Source organism: Pseudomonas fluorescens (genome assembly GCF_012974785.1).
GTDB lineage: Bacteria > Pseudomonadota > Gammaproteobacteria > Pseudomonadales > Pseudomonadaceae > Aquipseudomonas > Aquipseudomonas fluorescens_BT.
Genome location: NZ_CP027561.1, coordinates 2,260,200 through 2,281,711 on the forward strand (window position 1 = coordinate 2,260,200; position 21,512 = coordinate 2,281,711).

The following is a 21,512-nucleotide window of genomic DNA, read 5'->3' on the forward strand; positions in this document are numbered from 1 at the left end:
TTCTCCGTCTTTGTTGTCTTTGTTGTCTTTGTTGTCTTGGTTGGGAACGTGGATGTGTCTTGTTTGTGTGTGAACCGACCCGTTCCCGAGGTCAGTGGATACTCGAAGCCAGTTCGAAGATGGGGATGTACATCAGGATCACGATCACCCCGATCAACAGGCCGATGAAGGTCATGAGCAGCGGTTCGAACAGGCGCACGAACCACTCGATCCAGCGGCTGATTTCCTCGTCGTAGAAATCGGCGCTGCGCTCCATCATCTGCCCCAGGTTGCCGGACTGTTCGCCGGCGCGCAGCAGGCGCAGGGACACCGGTGTCACCAGTCGATTGAGCTCCAGCGCAGTGGACAGCGACTGCCCCTCGCGCACCCGCTCGCAGGCCTGGTCCAGACGTGCCCGCGAGGCCACGGTGAGCAGACCGCGCACCATGCCCATGGCGGTCACCAGCGGAATCCCGCCTTGCAGCAGAATTCCCAGCGAGCGATAAAACCGCGCCAGCTCATACATGAAGATCCGCTGGTGCACGGCGGGCAGTTTCTCCACCAGCCGATCCAGCCCACGGCGAAACGCCGGTTGTTTCTGCAACACGGCGAGGGCGGTAATGATCGCCGCCAGAATCCCGAAGAACTCAGCCTGGTGGGCGTGCAAAAACATGCCGCTGCTCATGAGCATCTGTGACAGCCATGGCAGGTTCGAGCCCAGCCCTTCGAACACCAGACTGAAGCGCGGCACCACATAACCCATCAGAAACAGCACCACGCCACCGCCGACCACCAACAACAGCAACGGGTAGATCGAGGCACTGACGATCTTCTGCCGCACCTCGTCCATGCGCTGGCGATAGCTGACATAACGCCCCAGCGCATCGCCGACCGCGCCGGTCTTCTCGCTGGACTGCACCAGCGCCACGTACAGCGGCGGAAAAACCCCCGACAACTGAGCCAACGCCTGGGAGAACGATTTGCCCTCGTACAGCAACCGCACCAGTTCAGTCAGGGTTTTGCGGGCAGCGGGGGCGGATTCTTTTTCTGCCAGGCTTTCCAGTGCATCGATCAATGGCAGGCCGGCGTTGAGCAGCGTGGTCAGTTCCTGGCTGAACAGCACCAGATTGAAGGTTTCACGCTTGCTCAGGCGCAACGAACGCCAGTGGCGCTCGGCATGCAGGCTGACCACGCGCAAACCCTGATCCTCGGCGATGCGGCGCGCTTCGCTGTGACCGGGCGCCTCGATGTTCAGCGACACCACGCCTGCCTTGCCCACTGCCTTCAGATGAAAACGCATGCCGTGTGCTCCGCTCATTGCCAGTTGGTGACTTCGGCGTTTTCGCCTTCGCCGCCGGGCTGGCCGTCCTTGCCCATCGAGAGCAAGTCGTACTCGGCGTTTTCGCCGGGATAGCGGTAGGTGTAATTACGGCCCCACGGGTCCTGCGGGAGCTTTTTCTGCAAGTACGGGCCGGTCCATTTCGCCTCGTCGCTCGGCGCGGTGACCAGCGCCTGCAAACCTTGTTCGGTGGACGGGTAGTGGCCGACTTCCAGCCGATACAAGTCCAGCGCCTTGCCCAGGCCTTCGATCTGCGCCTTGGCGACTTTCACTTCGGAGCGCCCCAGCTGGGCGAAATATTTGGGCGCGACGATCCCGGCCAACAGGCCGAGCACCACCAGCACCACGAGCAATTCGAGCAGGGTGAAACCCCGTTGGGCACGCGGACGAAATTGCAGCTTCATGATGACCTCCCGTGAGTGGCAGCCGTGTCGCCGAAAGGGCTTATGCAATTGCCATGCTCAGCCCCCGATAAATTCTGTGGTCGGGCTGAAGCCCTTGTATTACGGGCTTTTCAAGAGTCGGCACAGTGCTTGCGTACGGCTGAATCACGACAGGTCAGTGGGGCATTTCCCCCAATTTTCCGGGCCTGTCAGGGGAGGCCCAATGCTCAATCCAATCTGCGCAGGACTGCTTGGCTGCATGCTGCTGACCGGCATCGCCGAAGCTGATGTGTTTGTCTCCGTGGACACCCGGGGCGGTTATGTACTGTCCAACGTTCACCGTCCCGGACGCACCTACGAACGGGTGATTCACGAGGCGCAAATGCCCGTGGTCAGCCTCGATCAACAACCGCAGTTGATCGCCAACCAGCCTTACGCCGAGCTGGTGTCGGCTGCCGCTGCAGCCAATCACTTGCCCGAAGCACTGCTGCACGCGGTGATCAACGCCGAGTCGAACTACAACCCCGGCGCGACATCGCCCAAAGGGGCCGGCGGGTTGATGCAACTGATGCCCGACACCGCCCGGGAACTGGGGGTGACCGATGTCTACGACCCCCGGGCCAATATTCAGGGCGGGGCCCGGTATCTGAAGCGCCTGATGACCCTGTTCGACAACGACATCACTTTGGCCGTGGCGGCCTACAACGCCGGCCCCGACGCGGTGTTGAGCCGTGGGCGGGTGATCCCGCCGTTCGCTGAAACCCAGCGTTATGTGCCCAGCGTCCTGCGCCAGTACCGGCGTTTGCAGGGGCTGGCGGCGGACGCGCCGTTGTAAACCTTCAACCCGGTTTTCCCCACTTTCGGGGCAAATCCGCCGGGTCGGAAAAACGGGGAATCGGGTGGGGAAAATCCCCCGGACTCTCAAATGGTTTCTGTAACTGATTGATCCGTAATACAAAATTTTGTGGCATGCGGATTGCTCCAGCGGGTTTGTCGAGAATCATTCCCTGTGAGCACCCACTGCGAGGTTTCCGATCATGGTTGGCATTCACCACGCACCGTCTCTGTTGAACTGGCTGCTGTTGCTGGCGTCGATGCTCAGTGTCGAACTGGCCAGCGCCACCGTGCGCTGCGAGCGCAATCTGGTGGCCAATGTGGTCGCCTTCGATCAACCGCTGATGTTCAACCGCCTCGGTGCGCAGAACGTCAACGGGATGATGTTCGCGTTGCGCCGCGATGTGGTCGATGACCATGACGTCTCGCTGGCCTATGGCGGCAGCGCGCTGCCGGGCAAGGTGTCGCTGCGTGCGGACAAGCGTCCACGGCCGCTGGTGCTGCGGGTGGCCGCCGGTGATTGCCTGACGATCAATCTGCAGAATCTGCTCGATTACCAGGCCAATCCGAACAAGCATTTCGAAGGGCCTGAAGGCGAGGAGGGCACCGTGAACCCCGGTGGCGCCGATGCCTTCAAGGTCGACGAACAGGTCGCCGACCGCCATGTCGGTTTCCAGGTCAACGGCCTGCAAGCGGTGAACAGCATCGACGACATTTCCTCCTACACCGGGCGTAACGCCAACACCCTGGTGCCGCCGGGGGCGAGCCGTTCTTATGTTCTGTACGCCGAGCGGGAAGGGGCGTTCGCCGTCAGCAGCCGTGGCGCGACATTCGGCGGGGAGGGCGCGGCCGGCAACGTCGCCAATGGCCTGTTCGGCCAGGTCGTGGTGGTGCCGAAGTCGGGACGCACCTATCGCAACACCCTCACCGAAGAAGAAATGCGTCTGGCCACCACCGGCCGCACACCAGCGGGTCACCCCATCGTCGATTACCAGGCCCGCTACCCGCAGCGTGAACCGTGGCTGCGCGAAGGCAAGGCCGGTACACCGATCATCAGCATGGTCGACGGCAACGAAATCATCTCCAGCGAAAGCGATGCAATTGTCATGGGCAGCAACGCCGATGGCAGTTTTGCACCCAGCACCTATCCGCTGGAATCGATGGGCAAACGCAACCCGGCGATCCCCAACCGCCTCGAGCCGTTTCGCGATTTCGCCTCGCAGTTCCAGGACGAAACCGCCGCCACCCAGGCCTTCCCCGCCTACTGGGCCGATCCGGTCATGGCCCATGTGCTGGAGCCGACCCGCGACTCGTTCATGATCAACTACGGTTCCGGCGGTATGGGCGCTGAAGTGGTCGCCAACCGCCTCGGCGTGGGGCCGATGCACGATTGCCTGTCGTGCGCCTACGAAGAATTCTTCCTCAGCTCGCACACCGTCGGTGACGTGGCGATGCTGGTGGACGTGCCGGCCAATACCGGGCTTGAGAACATCGCCCCCGGCCAGACACCCAGCGCCGATCAGGTCGGCGTCAAGGCCACCATGGCCCTGTATCCGTCGGAGCCATCGAACGTCAACCACAGCTACATCGGTGACTTCGTCAAATTCCGCAACACCCACAACGGCCACGAGCAGCACATCTTCCACCTGCACGGCCATCAGTGGCTGTTCAACCCCAACGACGACAACTCCGACTACGTCGATGCCCAAGGCATCGGCCCAGGCGCCGGCTATACCTACGAAATCGCCAACGGCGGCTCCGGCAACCGCAACCGGGTGGCCGGCGATGCGATCTATCACTGCCACTTCTACCCGCATTTCGCCCAGGGCATGTGGTCCATGTGGCGGGTGCACGATGTATTCGAAGAAGGCACCCGGCTGGAAGTCTCGCAACAGGGCGCCGATGGTTATCACAGCGAACCTTACGCACTGCGCAGCGGTAAACCGGCCGCCGGTGCCCGCGCCTTGCCGGATGGCGAGATCATCGCCGGCACGCCGATTCCTGCCGTCGTGCCGCTGCCCGGCAAAGCCATGGCCCCGATGCCGGGCAAAGTGGTGGTGGTGCCGAAAATCGGTGAAACCCTGGTCGCCGGCCACGATGAGGAAGAAGTGGGCGATGACGACGGCGAACAGCATGGCGGTAACGGTGGTTCGCAAGCCATTGGCTCACTGGCACTGGTCGATCGCAGTGAAGCCAACCGCAACGCCGACGGCAGCCTGAAAAACCCTGGCTATCCGTTCTGGATCGGCGGCATGGAAAGTTCGGTGGGGCAGCGTCCACCCACCCCACCGCTGGACATGCTCGACGCCGCCACCGCGCAATTGTTGAAAGCCAGCGGCAAAGCGCTGTGGGCCAACCTTGACCCGAATCAGTCCGGCGGCTGGGACGGCGGCTTGCAGCGTCACACCCTCGATGGTGTATCAGCCGGAGGCGCGGCGCACACCGTGACCACCTCGCTGGACTTCTCCAAGGAAGTCACCCGCGCCAAACCGATCTACCTGCCCGAAGAGGGCACTGAAGTGGAACAGGCCGCGATGGCATTCCACGCGAAAAAGGATCACCCAAGCTTTGCCTTGCTGCCCGGCAATCAGATCGTGGCCAAGGCCTTTCGCACCAACGGCGCCTTGCCGATGGCCGGCGCGCCGTACTACGAACCGTGCATGGACGACCGGCAAAAACGCCTGACCAGCAGCGCCGGCAGCGGTGAATTCGCCAGCGGCGACCGGCTGGACGGCATGTCCTTCGTCGGCGCCTCGACCTTCACCGCCGACCGGCCGCGGATCTACAAGGCCGCCAACATCCAGTTCGATGCGGTCTACAACAAGGTCGGCTATCACTTCCCGCAAGCCCGGATTCTGGCGCTGTGGGAAGACGCCTGGCCGGTGATCACCAAGCAGCGTCCGCCAGAGCCGCTGGTAATGCGCATGAACACCTTCGACTGCGTGCAATACCAGCAAACCAACCTGGTGCCCGCCACCTACGAGATGGACGACTATCAGGTGCGCACGCCGACCGACGTGATCGGCCAGCACATTCACCTGCCGAAGTGGGACCTGACCTCCGCCGACGGTTCTTCCAACGGCTGGAACTACGAGGACGGCGTGCTCTCTCCGGGCGCCGTTCAGGAACGCATTCACGCGATCCGCGAATTCAACCAGTGCGAAGGCACCGACCCGCGCGACGGCACCCAGGCCTGCCCGAAAGCCAAGGCGCATCCGTTCTTCGGCCAGTTCGGGCGCAGTGACTGGATGGGCGCGCGCACGGCCATGCAACGCTGGTTCGTCGACCCGGTGGTCAACGCCAAGGGCGTGGATCGAGGGCTGGGCACCATCTTCACCCACGACCACCTCGGCCCATCGACTCACCAGCAGATCGGCCTGTATGCCACGGTGCTGGCGGAACCGGCCGGTTCCACCTGGTTCCACGCCGAAACCGGCGAGCCTCTGTACAGCGGCGCGCGGCAGGACGGCGGGCCGACTTCATGGCAGGCGGTGATCAACACCGGCGACCTCGACGGCGACGGCAAGAACGACAGCTTCCGTGAGTTCTTCCTGGAATACAGCGACTTCCAGCACGCCTATGAAGCCGGGGTGTACGTGGGCGCCGGCCCCAACGGCGTGCCCAATCCGCAAGCGTTCCCGGCTACCGCCGACAGCTTCCGCTACGCGATCAACCCGCCGGTGCGCAACAACGCCAGCACCCTGCTCGAAGGCGTGCTGGAAGTGCAGGGCGGTCAGGTGCCGGGCTGCCCGAGCCGTCCGTGCCCGCAAGCGATCTCCGTGGATGACCCCGGCATGTTCGTCGTCAACTATCGCAACGAGCCGCTGGCCCTGCGGGTCTACGATCCGAACAAGGTTGGCCCGGACGGTAAGCGCGGCATGCAGGCCGACGGCCTCGGCGGCGATCTGGCGTACGCCATGCAAAGCCGTACCGACCGGGCGATCCCGGCGATGAACCTGGCACCGAACCTGGTGACGGCCGCCACCGGCCCGACCGGCGGCACCACCCTGTTCCCGCCGCACATCAACAAGGGCGGCAGTGAGCCGGGCGATCCGTTCACCCCGATGCTGCGCACCTACACCGGCGACAACGTGCGTCTGCGGGTGCATGCCGGCGGCCACGAGGAAGAGCACAACGTCACCCTGCACGGCGTGAAATGGCTGCAGAGCGGTTCCGGTTTCGGCAACAGCTCCAACTCTGGCTGGCGCGCCTCGCAGATGATCGGCATCTCCGAACAGATGGGCTTCATCGCACCTGTTTCGATGCTGTCCAGCTCCGCTGCGACCACCGGTGACTATCTGTACTCGATGGACGCTTCGATCGAAGGCTACTGGAGCGGGATCTGGGGGGTGATGCGCAACTACACGGCCAAACGCAATGACCTGTTCGCCATCCCCAACAACCCGAGTCCGGCCGGCATGCGCAACACCGTGGCGTTCGAAGGCAGTTGCCCACGGATCAGCGCCAACCCCAACGGCATCGGCACCCGGCCGACGGTGCAGCGCAACTATGAAGTGGTGGCGGCGCTGGCCAACGACATCCTCGGCAATCCGCTGGGCCTGAGCATCGGCGATTCGGCCGGGCTCGGTCAGCATGTCGGCGGGCCGCTGAATCCGGCGGGCGGCACCCTGGTGCTGAACTCGCGCACGGTGAGCATCCCGCAAGTCACGGTGACTGATCCGGAGGACGGCGCGACCATCACCATCGGTGGCCAGAGCGGGCCGCTGCATGATCCGACGGCGATCCTGTACGTGCGTAAATCCGACCTCGATCCGGTCAGCGGCAAGCTCAAACCCGGCATTGCGGTCGAACCGCTGGTGCTGCGCGCAGCGGCCGGGGATTGCATCAACATCACCCTGGAAAACCGTCTGCCGAGCGTGATGCCGGACCTGACCCAGACCGCAGTGATGCTAGGCATGGTCAAGCGCTACCGCAACAGCGGCCTGGGCTCGACCACCTTCAGCAACAACCTGATGCGGCCGTCCAGCCACGTGGGGCTGCACGCCCAACTGCTGGCCTACGACATCACCAAATCCGACGGCACCAACGTCGGCGCCAACCCGACCCAGACCGTGCCACCACGGGTTGGCAGCAGCGGCGCCTACCCGACCCGGACCTATCAGTACTACGCCGGGCACCTGGAGCGTGAAGGCAAACCGGTCACGCAACTGGGCCGCAGTGTCGACAACATCAACGCCACGGCCGTGGAGTTCGGTGGCCTGAACTTCACCCCGGCGGATGTGATCAAGCAACCGCAAAAAGGCCTGGGTGGGGCGATGAGCATCCTGCCGATCGGCGCGACCTGGGTCGACGATGCGCGCAAGGTCAACGCCACGGTCACCGCACCGGGGCAGACGACCTACCGCGACTTCGCCATGGTCTGGCACAAGGCGCTGAACACCCGCTGGGCCAATGGCCGGCCGGTCGAAGGCATCGCTGCCGAGGGCTTCGGTGTGCCGACCGATCCGCAGGACAACTCGAGCATGGCGATCAACTACAAGACTGAACCTTTGTGGTACCGCTTCGGCCTCGCCCCGGATGCGCCGTTCGGCCATGCCGATGGCGCGGGTTACGGCGACATGAGCAACGCGCACATGGCCTACAGCAATGCGCTGGTGGGGGGCGATCCGCAGACACCGGTGCTGTATGCCAAACCGGGTCAGCCGTTCCGTACGCACATTCTGATGCCGAGCGGCGGCAGTCGCGGCACCACGTTCCAGCTCGACGGACACGTCTGGTCGCTCAACCCGTTCCAGGCCGAGAAGAGCGACACCGGCGGCTACCCGATGGGTGCGCCGGGCGTGGGTTCGGTGCGCTTCGGCTACAACCCGATGTCGATGTACATCGGCGCTCACGAAAGCATCCTGCCGGCGGCGCACTTCAGCTTCATGATCCCGAGCGCCGGGGGCAGCAACGCGATACCGGGGGACTACCTGTTCCGCGATTACGCCGCCTATGGCAACACCTCGGGGCTGTGGGGATTACTGCGGGTGACCAATGAGCCGGAGCCGGCGCCGCCTGCTCAGTAGCTGGAATGCAGTTCCCTTGTGGGAGCCAGCCTGCTGGCGATTGGGATCGATGCGGTTTTGGATGGTGTAGCGCCGAACGCCATCGCGAGCAGGCTCGCTCCCACAGGGGCGGTGGTGTTTCGGACAACGTGTCAGGGGAGAGCGACATGAACAGGATCATCAACATCATCGGCGTCTGCCTGCTGGCAATGGCCGGCGCGCTGCTCACGCTGAGCGAGATTGCCCTGGCGCAAACCGGCGCCGGGCAGGTGCTGACCCGCGACGGCGTGTCGATCGCCTTCAACCTGAAGCCGCTGGCCAGCGACGGCCAGTTGCGTGAGGGGGAGTTCGCCGACGTGCAATTCCGCGTCACCGACGGCGCGTCCGGCCAGCCGTTGTCCGGTGTGGCACCGGGGGCGTGGATCGATCCGCAAACCCTTGCTGCTGATCAGGCCCAGGGCCGTGACCAGAGCTGCAAGTCGCGGGTCGGCACGTTCCTCAAATCCAATATCGGCGCGCGGCCGCTGCTCGACCTCAACAGCTATTTCCTGCTGGTGATGAACCGCGATGCCAGCGTTTCGGTGGTCGATCCGTCAGTCTCGGTCGGCGGTATCACCAGCACCCTGGCGCGGATCGAACTCAAGCAATCGCCGATGGACTGGGTCACGCCCAAGGACAACAAAAAGGTCTTCGTGTCGATGCCGACGGCGGGGGAAGTGGCGGTGATCGACAGCGAGCAATTCAAGGTCATCGACTCGGTGGCCGCCGGCAGCCAACCGGTGCGGGTCGCGCTGCAACCGGACGAGCGCCTGCTGTGGGTCGGCAACAACGCGGCCAAGGCTGAAGAATCCGGGGTCACGGTGATCGACACCCAAAGCCTCAAACCGCTGAAACACCTGGTGACCGGGCGCGGCCACCACGAAATCACGTTCAGCAAGGACAGCCGTTTCGCCTTCGTCAGCAACCGCGACGACGGCACCCTCAGCGTCATCGAGATCGCCAGCCTGAGCCTGCTGCAACAGGTCAAGACCGGTTCCAGTCCGTTGTCGGTGGCGTACTCGCCGCTGTCCGGCGCGGTGTATGTGGCCGACGGCAAGGACGGTACCGTTACGGTGATCGACGCCAACAGCCGCGCCGTACGCCGGGTGATCCAGCTGCAACAGGGGCTCGGCCCGATGGGCTTCAGCGCCGATGGCCGTTTTGGCGTGGTGCTGAACACCGTGGAAAACCGCGCCACGGTGATCGATGCGGCCAACGATTCGGCGATCCATGACCTGGAGGTTTCAGCCGAACCCTATCAAGTGGTGTTCACCCAGGCCTACGCCTACGTGCGCGGACTGGCCTCGCCGAAAGTCACCATGATCAACCTGTCTTCGCTGGGCGAAGGGCGTCAGCCGATTACTCAAGGTTTCGAGGCCGGGCCGCAGCCGCCACGGCTGGCCGGGGATCTGCCGCTGGCGTCGAGCCTCGCGGTATCGCGCGATGACAACGCGGTGTTTGTGGTCAACCCGGTGGACAACACCACCTATTTCTACGCCGAAGGCATGAACGCGCCGATGTCCGGTTACCCCAACCGGGGGCAAATCGCCCGCGCCGCGCTGGTCATCGACCGCAGCCTGCGCGAAGTGTCGCCGGGGCTGTACAGCGCCCGGGTGAAACTGCCGGCGGCGGGGCGCTTCGACGTGGCGTTCCTGCTCAACCAGCCGAACATCATTCATTGCTTCACCGCCCAGGTGGCGTCCGACGGCGCGCCGGAAAAACACCTGGGGGCGGCAAAAGTCGAGTTCCTGCTGGACAAGACCGCCGTGGCCCTCAACGACCCTTACGTGGTGCGCTTTCGCATCGTCCAGGGCAAACAGAAGATCCAGCGCAGCGGCGTGACCGACGTGCAGTTGCGCTACTTCCTCGCGCCGACCTCACGGCCCCGTGAAGTGGCCGCACGGGAAGTCGCCGACGGCGTGTACGAAGCGCCGGTGACCCTCGACCGCAGCGGCGCCTGGTACCTGCACGTGCGCGCGGCCTCGCTGGGCGCCGGTTTCGACGACAAGACCTTTGCCAGTGTCCGGGTGCTGCCCGGCCAGACTCAGTGACGAGGAAACGACCATGAACCGATTTGCATCCCGTGGCTTGCTGACCCTGTGCCTGTTGGCCGTCGGTATCCAGCAGGCCAGCGCCCACTCGGCGGACGAGCATGCCGGCCACACCGCCCCGGCCGCCAACAGCCAGGAGCACGCCCAGGTCAAATTCGCCGACGTGCCGCTGCTCGACCAGAACGGCAAGACCGTGCACCTGGAACAGGATCTGGTGCACAACAAGATCGTCGTCATGAGTTTCATCTACACCAGTTGCACCACGGTCTGCCCGGTGGTCTCGTCGATCATGGGCAAGGTTCAGAAACAGCTGGGCTCGCGGGTCGGGGGTGAAGTGCAGCTGGTGTCGATCAGCATCGACCCGCAGCGCGACGACCCGAAACGCTTGCAGGATTACGCCCGCACCTTCCAGAAAGGCCCGGGCTGGAGTTGGCTCACCGGTTCGCCGCAATCGATCACCGCCACCCTCAAGGGTCTCGGCAGTTTCAGCGGCGACTTCAAGAATCACCAGCCGCTGATCCTCGTCGGTGACGGCAACAGCCGTCACTGGATGCGCTACTACGGCTTCACCGATCCGGCACTGCTGGCCAAGGAAGTCGAGAAACTCAGCGGCCTGCGCACCCACGCCAAACACACCGCGATTGCCATGGAGCAACAGCCATGAGAATGCTCGACTGGATCTCCCTGACGATCTGTTTCCTGATTCTCGGCAACGTGGCGTTTGCCCACGAAGGCCATGCGCCCGAGCCCCCGGCGATGGTTGCTGCCGCGCCGGCCAAAGGCACTCATGACGCGAAAACCTGGTTCACCGATACGCCGTTGCTCGACCAGCACGGCGACGTCCAGCGTTTCTACAGCGATGCGCTGCACAACCGCGTGGTGCTGCTCAACGTGATCTTCACCAGTTGCAACGACGCCTGCCCGCTGATCACCCGCAAGCTCAAGGAAGTCCGCGAGCTGCTGGGCGACAAGGCCGATGGCATCACCTTCATTTCCCTTACCAGTGATCCGCTGCGCGACACGCCGGCGGTCCTCAAGGCTTACACCTTGAAGCAGGGCGCCGATGACCCTCACTGGCTTTTCCTTACTGGCGACAAGGCGCAGATGGATCTGGTGCTCGGTCGCATCGGCCAGATCGTGCCGACGCCGGAGCAGCACTCGACCCAGTTGATCGTTGGCGATGTCGCCAACAAACGCTGGAGCAAGATCCGTCCCGATGCCCCGGCCGCCGCCATTGCCCAGCGCTTGCAACTGCTGACAATGCCCGTGGCCGGCCGCTGAGTCCGCGCCATGAACCTGCGCCGTGTCCTCGCCCTGATCCTGCTCGCTGGCGTCAGCCTCGGCGCGGCCGCGTTGCCGCTGACCGATGAAGAAAGCGCCGGCAAGCGCCTGTACCGCGAAGGCCTGTCGTCCAGCGGCGAGCCGATCATGGCGCGGGTCGGCGCGGCGGATGTGTTGCTGCCGGCCACCAGCCTGCCGTGCGCCAACTGTCACGGCACCGACGGCCTGGGCCGGCCCGAAGGCGGGGTGCGGCCGCCAGAACTGAACTGGTCGCGACTGACCAGTGTTCATGGTCAGCAGCGGGTCAACGGACGTAGCTACCCGGCATACACCGACAGCAGCCTGGCGCAGGTGATCCAGCAGGGCCGCGACCCCGGCAACAACCGGCTCGACCCGAGCATGCCGCGGTTCCTGTTGTCGATGAAGGATCAGCGCAACCTCACTGCCTATCTCAAACGCCTGGCCGATGATCGCGATCCCGGGCTCGATGACCAGACCTTGCACCTGGGCACTTTGCTGCCGAGCCAGGGACCGCTGGCCGAGGAGGGCGCCACGGTGGCGGCGGTGCTCAACGGCAGTGTGGCGCGGATCAATCAGGCGGGCGGCATTCATGGCCGGCAACTGCGCCTGACAGTGGTCGATCCCGGCCCGGATCGCACCAGCGCCGAGCAGGCTTTGCAACGGCTGATTGACGAGGAAAAGGTCTTTGCGCTGATCGCGCCGCTGGCCCCGGCGCTGGACAGTGAACTGGCGCCACGTCTGGAGCAGGCCGGGCTGCCGCTGATCGGGCCGTTGTCCTTGATGGGTTCGGTGCAGGCCAGTGCGCAGATCTTTGAACCGCTGCCGGGATTGCGCGAGCAGTTGATCGCCCTGGCCGATTACGCCACCGCCAGCCTGAAAGTGCTGCAAGGGCCGACCTTGATCGCCTATCCCGACGATCCGACTCAAGTGCAGGCCGCGCAGGGGTTGGGACAGTATTTGCAGGATCACGGCTGGCAAAAGGTCCGGCTACAGGCCTACGACCCGGCAGCGGACAGCTTGCCGCTGGGCTCGCGTTCAGTCTTCTACCTGGGCAGCGGCAGCGGTTTCAGTCAACTGGCGGCGGGGCTGCAGCATGCCGGGCAGCTGCCGTACCTTTTCGCGACATCAGGCCAGGTGGCGGGCGACCTGCTGCAAGTGCCCGAGGGCTTTTCCCGGCGCGTCTTCCTGGCCTATCCCTTCGTGCCCAGCGACTGGACCCAGACCGGGCGCATGGCCATGACTTTACTGCGCGAACATCAGGGCCTCGGCGCGCAACATGCGGTGCTGCAAGTCGGCGCTTACGCTTCGATGCTGCTTTTGAGCGAAGCCATGAAACAGGCCGGGCGCGACGCCAGCCGCGAAAAGATGGTGGCGGCCCTCGAAGGCCTGCACGACTTCGATACCGGCCTGACCCCGCGCCTCAACTTCGGCCCCGGACGACGATCGGGCTTGAGTGGGGCGCATGTGGTCACCGTCGATTTACCCGATCAGCGCTTCTATCTGGTCGCGCCTTACAAATCGATTCTCGCGAGCCCCTGAACGGAGGCGCTGATCATGAAGCTCAAAAACCTGTGGTGGCTGCTGGCGTTCTGGTTGCCAATGGCGTTTGCCAATACCGAACCGGTGGCGGCGCGGGTCAATGGCGAGGTGATTTCCGAGCTTCGCCTGGAGCGGTTTTTCGTTGAATACCTGGAAGACCGGGGCCGCGCCGTGGCGAGCATCCGCAGTCCCAAGGCTTACAGACAGTTGCGCCAGGCGGCTCTGGATGTGCTGATCGACAAGGAACTGCTGTGGCAGGAGGCGCAAAAACGTGGCTTGAAGGTTGACGATCAAGCGGTGCAGCGACAGGTCGAGCAGATTCGTGTCGCCATCGGCGGTAGCGAAAGGTTCGTGCGGCGTTTGCAGGACGCGGGCTTCGACGAGGTCTCGTTCACCGAATACACCCGTCGTGAACTGGCAGCGCAGCAGATGTTCGCCGCGTTGATCCGGGCCAACACCTTGCAGGCGCGGCATCTGCTGGTTCGGGTGGCGCCGGATGCGGATGCCGCCACAGACGCGGCGGCGCGTCTACGCTTGATGCAGATGCGCGCCGCGGTGGTCGACGGCGCATCGTTCGCCAGCGATGCCGTTCGCTCGCCATTCGGCTGGCATTTGATTTACTTGCCGAACCACTTGGAGGCGGTCGATGTCCCAGATTTGCAGGGATCCGGAACGGTTCGGGTGCAGCGTGCCCGACAGCAACAGGCCCAGGCTCGTCGCCAGGTGCTCGCGCAATTGCGGGCGCAGAACAGGATCGAACGAATTGACGACGATTGAAGGTTCCCCCCCAATAGTGGGGAATGGCTTCGATGCCCATTCAGGTGCTTCCCCGTTTCTGGGGAACGGGGTGCCGGGACGAGCGGGCATTGTCATCAAATTCAAGGACATGAAGACATAAATTTACCGGCACTCGGCCTGGCATGAAGTGTGCGTTACCTCTTGTGAGGCGCACTCCAGCAGGTTCGGGCAGTTGATGTGAAGAGGCCGGATTTGTAGCTGCAAGGAGTTCACCTTGGTTAACAAAGTACTGGTTGTCGAAGACGAACTGCTGCTTGCACAGAACCTTCAGGATTATCTGTCGGCGCAAGGGCTGGACGTCCGGATTGCACATGACGGCGCAGACGGGATCGGCCAGGCCGCAACCTTTGCTCCCGATGTGGTGGTGTTCGATTACCGCTTGCCCGATATGGAAGGCTTTGAGGTGCTCGACGCTATCCGCCAGAACAGGACGTGTCATTTCGTGCTGATAACGGGTCACCCGACCGCCGAAGTCTGTGAGCGGGCGCGGCAACTGGGGGTCAGTCACATCCTGTTCAAACCGTTTCCACTGGCGGAACTGGCCCGAGCTGTCTGCGACCTTCTGGGGATCCAGCGCGAAGCGAAACCCGGTGCGAGCCCATCCGAAGGCTTCGTCGAACGACGCCAGAGCAGGACCGAGAGCTTCCCGTTGCAGTTGTACGATGGCAGTTGGGTGCTGGCGGATCGCCGACGAAACAGGTCGGAGGCCATGGCACCGGACGACGATCAAATGCTCACCGGGGAGTAATGGCGCGATAGACGTTCCGGCACTCGCCGCAATGGCCTCCCGCGCCGTCAGGGCCCCAGGCCCCGGTGGGAGAGCAAGCCATGGAACGTTTGTCCGTTGTCGTCGAAGCGTTGCAGCCTGCGTGTGCTCCGGCACGCTTTTCCAGTGAACAACTGGCCCAGGCCCGGGCTCGGGCCGGCACCTGCGGAGAACGCGTCCTAGACGCTCTTTGTGTGCTCTGCGAACTGGCGCCGATGCCGTTCATTGCCAGCCTCGGCGCTACCCTGCATTACCCGGTGCTCGACACCGACGCCCTGTTCCAGGCGACGCCGGTGTTCGATCGGGTCACCTTGGCGCAATGCCTCAAACGTGAATTCATCCTGCTGCGACACAACGACGAAGTCATCGGTGTGTTCGCCGACCCCTTCGACACCGCGCGCCTGGCCTGGATCGATGAATGCCTGCATGGCGCACCGCTGTATCTGGTGCATGCCGACGACCTCAAGGCTTATCTGGCCCGCCACGAAGAAAGTTTCCACGCCGTCGAATCGCTCAACGCCCAGGCTGACGCCGGCAGCGAAACCGACACCCTGCAAAGCCTGTCGCTGACCAGCATCAGCGAAGACTCGAGCGTGGTGGTGAAACTGGTCAACTCGACCCTGTACGACGCGCTGAAAATGCACGCCAGCGACATCCACCTCGGCACCACCGGCAACGGTCTGGTGATCAAGTACCGGATCGACGGCGTGCTCAACAACATCAGCAAGATCCAGGGCAGCGAGTTCGCCGAGCAGGTGATTTCCCGGGTCAAGGTCATGGCCGAACTGGACATCGGCGAAAAACGCGTGCCCCAGGACGGTCGCTTCAAGATCGGCATCAGCGGCCGGCAGATCGACTTCCGGGTGTCGATCATGCCGAGCATCTTCGGCGAAGACGCGGTGTTGCGGGTGCTCGACAAACAGGACCTGGCCGACAAGGTCTGCGGCGTACAGCTGCAAGCTCTGGGCTTTGAAGACGAAACCCTGCGCCAGCTGCGGCGTCTGGCCGCTGAACCCTACGGCATGGTGCTGGTGACCGGCCCCACCGGCAGCGGCAAGACCACCACGCTGTACGCGATGATCACCGAGATCAACCACGGGGTGGACAAGATCATCACCATCGAAGACCCGGTGGAATATCAGTTGCCCGGCGTGCTGCAGATCCCGGTCAACGAGAAAAAAGGCCTGACCTTCGCCCGCGGCTTGCGCTCGATCCTGCGCCACGACCCGGACAAGATCATGGTCGGCGAGATCCGCGACCCGGACACCGCACAGATCGCCGTGCAATCGGCGCTCACCGGGCACCTGGTGTTCACCACCATCCACGCCAACAACGTGTTCGACGTGATCGGTCGTTTCACTCAAATGGAAATCGACCCCTACAGCCTGGTCTCGGCACTCAACGCGATTCTCGCCCAACGCCTGATCCGGCTGGTGTGCAGCAGTTGCAGCGCACCGGCCACCCCGAGCGACGAGGAACTGCGCGCCTCCGGCCTCGACCCGCACAAGGTCGGCCATTACCACTTTGTCCACGGCAAGGGCTGCGGCCACTGCCGGGGCAGCGGCTATCGCGGACGCACAGCGATTGCCGAGCTGCTGCACCTGGACGACGAACTGCGGCAGATGATCGTCGAGCGTCAACCCATCACCCGGATCAAAGCCCTGGCCTGCGCCCGTGGTTTGCGCCTGTTGCGCGAATCGGCGCTGGAGCTGGTGGAGCACGGTCGGACCACGCTGGAGGAGATCAATCGTGTCACTTTTATCGCGTGATCACTTTATCGCCGTGCTTGGCGCCAGCGGTGTCGGCCTCGGCCAGCGCCGGGGCAGCGACACCCTGTGGCTGGGCAGCGTCGGCTACATCGACGAAGGCTTCCACAGTTACGCGGTGGCGCTGGACACCCTCGATCGCTTGCTCGGCGAACACGCCCGCGCCGGTGCCGAGCTGAGCGTGGTGATCTCCGGGCACTTCAGCCGCTTCTGCCTGGTGCCGTGGAGCGAGCAGATCAGCACGCCAGAGGAACTGCGCGGCTTCGCTCAACTGTGCTTCGAAGACCTGTTCGGCGCGCCGACCCAACCCTGGACGCTGGTGCTGTCCGTGGAGCCTGCGGGGCATGACCGGATTGCCAGTGCCTTGCCGCAGGATTTGCTGGAACGCCTGCGCACGCAGGTCACGGGTCGCGGCCTGCGCCTGCGCTCGGTACAGCCGTACCTGATGACCGCGTTCAACCGCTTCGACAAAAGCCTCGATGCCGGCGACTTCCTGTTCGTGGTCGCCGAGCCACAACGCAGCGTGCTGTTGCTGGCAAGGGAAGGGCGCTGGTCGTCGGTGCGTTCGGTGGGCGGCAGCGACAGTGACGCGGCACTCAGCGCGCTGATCGGTCGCGAACGGCAACTGCAAGCCTCCACCAGCGAACGGGCCTTCAACGTTTATCTGCACGCCCCGGCGCGCCTCGATGCGCAACCGGAGGTGGCGGGGGTGCACCTGCGCACTCTCGAAGACAACTCGATGACCGTGCGTGACGCCTTGTACGTCATGTCCCGGGCGGTGGCCTGACATGCGCGCCCTGAACCTGGACTTCCAGCCCCGCCCGCGTTCCGGCCCGTTGGGCTGGAGCCTGCTCGGCGGCGGCGTGTTGCTTGCGCTGATGTGCTTCGGCCTGCAGCAGCACCTCGGCGATCAGGCCGAACAACAGCAAGGTCACCTGCAACACACCCAGCGCCAGCTCACTGGCGACAGCGGCAGCAAGACAACGCTGAGCCCGGCGGAAACCCGCGAACAGGCGCAGAACCTCGCGGAAATGCGCAAGGTCTCGCAGCAGTTGCGCCGCCCCTGGGAGCGCCTGTTCGCCATGCTCGAAGCCATGCCGCGCGATGACATCGCCTTGCTGACCCTGACCCCGGATGCACGCAAAGGCCAGGTGCGGATCAGCGCCGAAGCGCGGGATCTGCAAGCGATGCTGGATTTCCACAAACGGCTGGAGGCCAGTGACGAGCTGTCCGACGTGTCGCTGCTGAGCCACGAAATCGTCGTCAAATCGCCGGAACAACCGGTGCAATTCAACCTGTCGGCGACCTGGGAGATGGGCGATGCGAATCCCTAGACTGATCGTTCACGAATACCTGCAAGGCCTCGGCGTACCGGGCCTGGCCGGTCTCGCGCTGCTGCTGGTCACGGTTGCCTGGGCACTCGGCGGTTTGCTGCCGGGCTGGCAATCGCTGCAACAGCTCAGCCAGCAAACCCAGGAAGCCAGCGAATACCTGGCCAAGGTTGAGGACGGCAGCATCGCGCCGCCCGTGGTGCCGCAGCGTCAGCTCGATGATTTCCGTAACAAGCTGCCGGCCCAGCCGCAGGCCACCGTCGCCATCGACCGCATCTACGCCCTGGCCGCGCAGGAGCACATCACCCTGGCACGCGGCGAATACGCCCTCGGCGTCGATCCCAAGACCCATCTGGCGCGCTACCAGATCCTGTTGCCGGTGCGTGGCAGCTACCCGCAACTGCGCCGTTTCCTGCACGCCTTGCTCGGCCAGTTGCCGGCGGTGGTGGTGGAAGACGTCGAGTTTCAACGCAAGAAGATTGCCGACACCGACCTCAGCGGCCGGATCCGTATGACCCTTTACCTGTCGAGGTCGTGATGAACACCAAGCGCATAACAGGGTGGGTGGCGTTCTTCGGCGTGGCGGCGGCGCTGGCCTGGTTGCCGGAATATTTCTCGCCGAGCGACGAGGCGGATTCGACCGAGGTCGCGGTGAGCAGCCCGGCAAAAGCCACCGCCCGTGGCGCCTTGCCCGCCAGCAGCGCCAAGGCGAATGCAGCGCCGATCAAGGACCTGAGCCCGGCCGGCGACCTGTTTGCGAGCAAATCCTGGAAGGCCGCACCGACCCTGGCGACGGTCACCGAACAAGCGATCAACCCGACCCCGATGGTGCAAGCCCCGAGCCTGCCACCGGTGCCGTTCCAGTTCGTCGGCCGCCTGCATGACCGCAGCGACCTGCAGGTGTTTTTGCAGGACGGCGAAAAAATCTACGTCGTGCGCAACGGGGATGTGATCGACGACACCTGGAAGATTGCGGCGATTTCCGACGCGGAACTGAGCCTGGTCTACCTGCCTCTGCATTTGTCGCAGACCTTGTCTGTGGGGAGTACGCAATGAACAGATCCCGTTTGCTGATGAGCCTTGGCCTGTGCGCCGGGCTGGCCGCGTGCAGCTCCGCGCAGGTCGCCAACAAAGAGGCCGCCGACCTGATCGAGCAGGGGCAGTACGAGGCGGGCCTGGCCCGGATCGAGGAAGGCTTGCGGGAAAATCCGCGGGACACCGAGCTGCACCTGCTGCTCAACAGTGGCCGCGCCAAGGCGATCACCGCGCTGCTGACCTCCGGTGACACCGACCGCGCCCGCCGCGATTTCGCCTCGGCCCGCACCGCCTACAGCCGGGTGCTGACCATCGAGCCGAACAACCGCCGCGCCCAGGATGCCCTGCGCCAGCTCGACTACCTGCGCAGCATGGACGAGAAACTGGAGCTGGCCCGTGGCGACCTGCGCCGGGGCGACATCTACGGCGCCGACCGCCAGGTCAAACAGATCCTCGAACTCGACCCGAAAAACGACGGCGCACTGGAGCTGCAAGGAAACATCCGTCTGGTGCAGAGCCGCAACGTGATCCAGTACCCGCAACTGCGCACCCGGCTCGATCGCCCGGTGACTCTGGAATTTCGCGACGCCAACCTCAAGACCATTTTCGAAGTGCTGTCGCAGGTCGCCGGCCTGAATTTCATCTTCGACAAGGACCTGCGCCCGGACATGAAAGCCACGATCTTCGTGCGAGACGTACGCATCGAAGACGCCGTGCAACTGCTGCTGCAACAGAACCAGCTGCACCAGAAAGTGGTGAACGAAAACACCTTGCTGATCTTTCCGGACTCGCCGCAGAAGTTGAAGGACTATCAGGAGCTGGTGATGCGCACCTTCTACCTGACCAGCATCGACGCCAACACCGCGCTGAACATGATCAAGACCATGCTCAAGACCCGCGACGTGTTCGTCGACGAACGCCTGAACACCCTGACCATGCGCGACACCGAAGACGCCGTGCGCATGGCCGAGAAACTCCTGCAATCGCAAGACCAGTCCAACCCCGAAGTAGTGCTGGAAGTGGAAGTGATGGAAGTCGCCACCCAGCGCATTCTCGACCTCGGTCTGCAATGGCCAAACACCTTCGGTGTGGTCAACAGCGACGGTTCGGCGGTGAGCATCCTCGATCAACTGAAAGGCATCAACTCCAGCCGGATTTCGATCTCGCCGTCGCCGCAAGCCAAGATCAATGCGCAGGACAACGACATCAACACCCTGGCCAGCCCGGTGATCCGCGTCAGCAACCGCGAACAGGCGCGCATCCACATCGGCCAGCGGGTGCCGATCATCAGCGCCACCTCAGTACCGTCGACTCAAGGCCCGGTGATCACCGAAAGCGTCACTTATCTCGACGTCGGTCTGAAGCTCGAAGTGCAACCGACCGTGCACCTGAACAACGAAGTGGCGATCAAGATCGCCCTGGAAGTGAGTAACGCCACGCCGCTGGAACCGACCCGCCAGGGGACGATCCCGGTGCAGGTCGACACCCGCAACGCCCAGACTTCGCTGCGTCTGCATGACGGCGAAACCCAGATCCTCGCCGGCCTGATGCGCAACGACCACGGCGCCACCGGCAACAAGATTCCGGGCCTCGGCGACATTCCAGGACTGGGCCGTTTGTTCGGCAGCAACAAGGACACCATCGGCAAATCGGAACTGGTGCTGTCGATCACCCCACGGATCGTGCGCAACCTGCCGTACCAGAGCCCGTCGGACATGGAATTCCCCACCGGCACCGAAACCAGCATGCACATCCAGGCGCCGGACCGTTCGCAGAGCTACTCGATGCCAGCGCCTGCCGCGCAGCCTCGTGCAGTCGGTGAAGCGGCCGTGGCCACCACCCGTGTAACCGTCGAGAAGCCTTGATCATGAACGCCTCCCAACGCGGTTTTACCTTGATCGAAGTCGTGGTGACGCTGGCCCTGATCGGCCTGCTGGCCGGCATGGCCGCGCCGCTGACGGAGACCCTGGTACGGCGTGGCAAGGAGCAGGAACTGCGCACCGCGCTGTATCAGATTCGCGATGGCATCGACGCCTACAAGCGGGCCTTCGATGCCGGCTACATCGAGAAGTCGCTGAACAGCAGCGGTTACCCGCCGAACCTGAAAGTGCTGGTCGAAGGCGTGCGCGACGTGCGCAGCGCCAAGGGTGCGAAGTTCTACTTTCTGCGCCGGATACCGCGGGATCCGCTGGTGCCGGCCAAGCGTGACGACAACGGCGGTTGGGGCCTGCGGGCCTACGACAGTTCGGCCCAGAACCCCCGCGATGGCGAGGACGTGTTCGACGTCTACTCCCACGCCCGGGGTAAAGGCCTCAACGGCATCGCGTACCGTGAGTGGTGAT

The 21,512-nt window shown here is 63.9% G+C and carries 17 protein-coding genes; 15 read left to right on the top strand and 2 right to left on the bottom strand.

Annotated features, from left to right (window positions below; genetic code table 11):
• Positions 1-91: 91 nt before the first annotated feature.
• The gene (locus C6Y56_RS10120) at positions 92-1,279 is read right to left on the bottom strand and encodes a type II secretion system F family protein (RefSeq protein WP_169429723.1); all 1,188 of its coding nucleotides are present in this window, start codon (positions 1,277-1,279) and stop codon (positions 92-94) included.
• A 14-nt stretch (positions 1,280-1,293) separates the two neighbouring features.
• Positions 1,294-1,722 carry a type II secretion system major pseudopilin GspG gene (gene gspG / locus C6Y56_RS10125; RefSeq protein ID WP_169429724.1) on the bottom strand — a complete coding sequence of 143 codons (429 nt, stop codon included), beginning with the start codon at positions 1,720-1,722 and terminating at the stop codon, positions 1,294-1,296.
• A 202-nt stretch (positions 1,723-1,924) separates the two neighbouring features.
• On the opposite strand from gspG, the gene C6Y56_RS10130 reads away from it, so the two are divergent.
• The 15 genes from C6Y56_RS10130 to C6Y56_RS10200 all read left to right on the top strand — a co-directional run bounded on the left by C6Y56_RS10130 (position 1,925) and on the right by C6Y56_RS10200 (position 21,511).
• Positions 1,925-2,536 carry a lytic transglycosylase domain-containing protein gene (locus C6Y56_RS10130; RefSeq protein WP_169429725.1) on the top strand — a complete coding sequence of 204 codons (612 nt, stop codon included), beginning with the start codon at positions 1,925-1,927 and terminating at the stop codon, positions 2,534-2,536.
• 202 nt (positions 2,537-2,738) lie between these two features.
• Positions 2,739-8,564: a manganese-oxidizing multicopper oxidase MnxG gene (gene mnxG / locus C6Y56_RS10135; protein ID WP_169429726.1), complete on the top strand. Its 5,826-nt coding sequence runs from the start codon at positions 2,739-2,741 to the stop codon at positions 8,562-8,564.
• A 146-nt stretch (positions 8,565-8,710) separates the two neighbouring features.
• Positions 8,711-10,633: a beta-propeller fold lactonase family protein gene (locus C6Y56_RS10140; protein ID WP_169429727.1), complete on the top strand. Its 1,923-nt coding sequence runs from the start codon at positions 8,711-8,713 to the stop codon at positions 10,631-10,633.
• Between the two features lie 13 nt (positions 10,634-10,646).
• A complete protein-coding gene (locus C6Y56_RS10145; RefSeq protein ID WP_169429728.1) occupies positions 10,647-11,297 on the top strand; it encodes an SCO family protein in 651 nt (216 codons plus the stop codon).
• Positions 11,294-11,914: an SCO family protein gene (locus C6Y56_RS10150; protein ID WP_169429729.1), complete on the top strand. Its 621-nt coding sequence runs from the start codon at positions 11,294-11,296 to the stop codon at positions 11,912-11,914. Before C6Y56_RS10145 ends, C6Y56_RS10150 begins: the two co-directional genes overlap by 4 nt.
• 9 nt (positions 11,915-11,923) lie before the next feature.
• Entirely contained in the window at positions 11,924-13,474 is a 1,551-nt protein-coding gene (locus tag C6Y56_RS10155) for an ABC transporter substrate-binding protein (protein WP_169429730.1), read from the top strand.
• 15 nt (positions 13,475-13,489) lie between these two features.
• Complete coding sequence (locus C6Y56_RS10160) at positions 13,490-14,251, top strand: SurA N-terminal domain-containing protein (protein ID WP_169429731.1); 762 nt, start codon at positions 13,490-13,492, stop codon at positions 14,249-14,251.
• Between the two features lie 235 nt (positions 14,252-14,486).
• Positions 14,487-15,020: a response regulator gene (locus tag C6Y56_RS10165; RefSeq protein ID WP_169429732.1), complete on the top strand. Its 534-nt coding sequence runs from the start codon at positions 14,487-14,489 to the stop codon at positions 15,018-15,020.
• Positions 15,021-15,100: 80 nt separating this feature from the next.
• Positions 15,101-16,807 (top strand): GspE/PulE family protein, encoded by a 1,707-nt coding sequence (locus C6Y56_RS10170; protein WP_169429733.1) that lies wholly within the window; start codon positions 15,101-15,103, stop codon positions 16,805-16,807.
• On the top strand, positions 16,788-17,591 hold the full coding sequence (locus C6Y56_RS10175) for a hypothetical protein (RefSeq protein ID WP_169429734.1): 804 nt from the start codon (positions 16,788-16,790) through the stop codon (positions 17,589-17,591). Before C6Y56_RS10170 ends, C6Y56_RS10175 begins: the two co-directional genes overlap by 20 nt.
• A gap of 1 nt (position 17,592) precedes the next feature.
• Positions 17,593-18,138: a PilN domain-containing protein gene (locus tag C6Y56_RS10180; protein WP_169429735.1), complete on the top strand. Its 546-nt coding sequence runs from the start codon at positions 17,593-17,595 to the stop codon at positions 18,136-18,138.
• Positions 18,125-18,673: a GspMb/PilO family protein gene (locus tag C6Y56_RS10185; RefSeq protein ID WP_169429736.1), complete on the top strand. Its 549-nt coding sequence runs from the start codon at positions 18,125-18,127 to the stop codon at positions 18,671-18,673. The genes C6Y56_RS10180 and C6Y56_RS10185 overlap by 14 nt, the downstream gene beginning before the upstream one ends.
• Positions 18,673-19,191 (top strand): hypothetical protein, encoded by a 519-nt coding sequence (locus C6Y56_RS10190; protein ID WP_169429737.1) that lies wholly within the window; start codon positions 18,673-18,675, stop codon positions 19,189-19,191. Before C6Y56_RS10185 ends, C6Y56_RS10190 begins: the two co-directional genes overlap by 1 nt.
• Complete coding sequence (locus C6Y56_RS10195; protein ID WP_169429738.1) at positions 19,188-21,035, top strand: secretin N-terminal domain-containing protein; 1,848 nt, start codon at positions 19,188-19,190, stop codon at positions 21,033-21,035. The genes C6Y56_RS10190 and C6Y56_RS10195 overlap by 4 nt, the downstream gene beginning before the upstream one ends.
• A gap of 2 nt (positions 21,036-21,037) precedes the next feature.
• Positions 21,038-21,511 (top strand): type II secretion system protein, encoded by a 474-nt coding sequence (locus C6Y56_RS10200; protein WP_169429739.1) that lies wholly within the window; start codon positions 21,038-21,040, stop codon positions 21,509-21,511.
• Position 21,512: the final 1 nt, after the last annotated feature.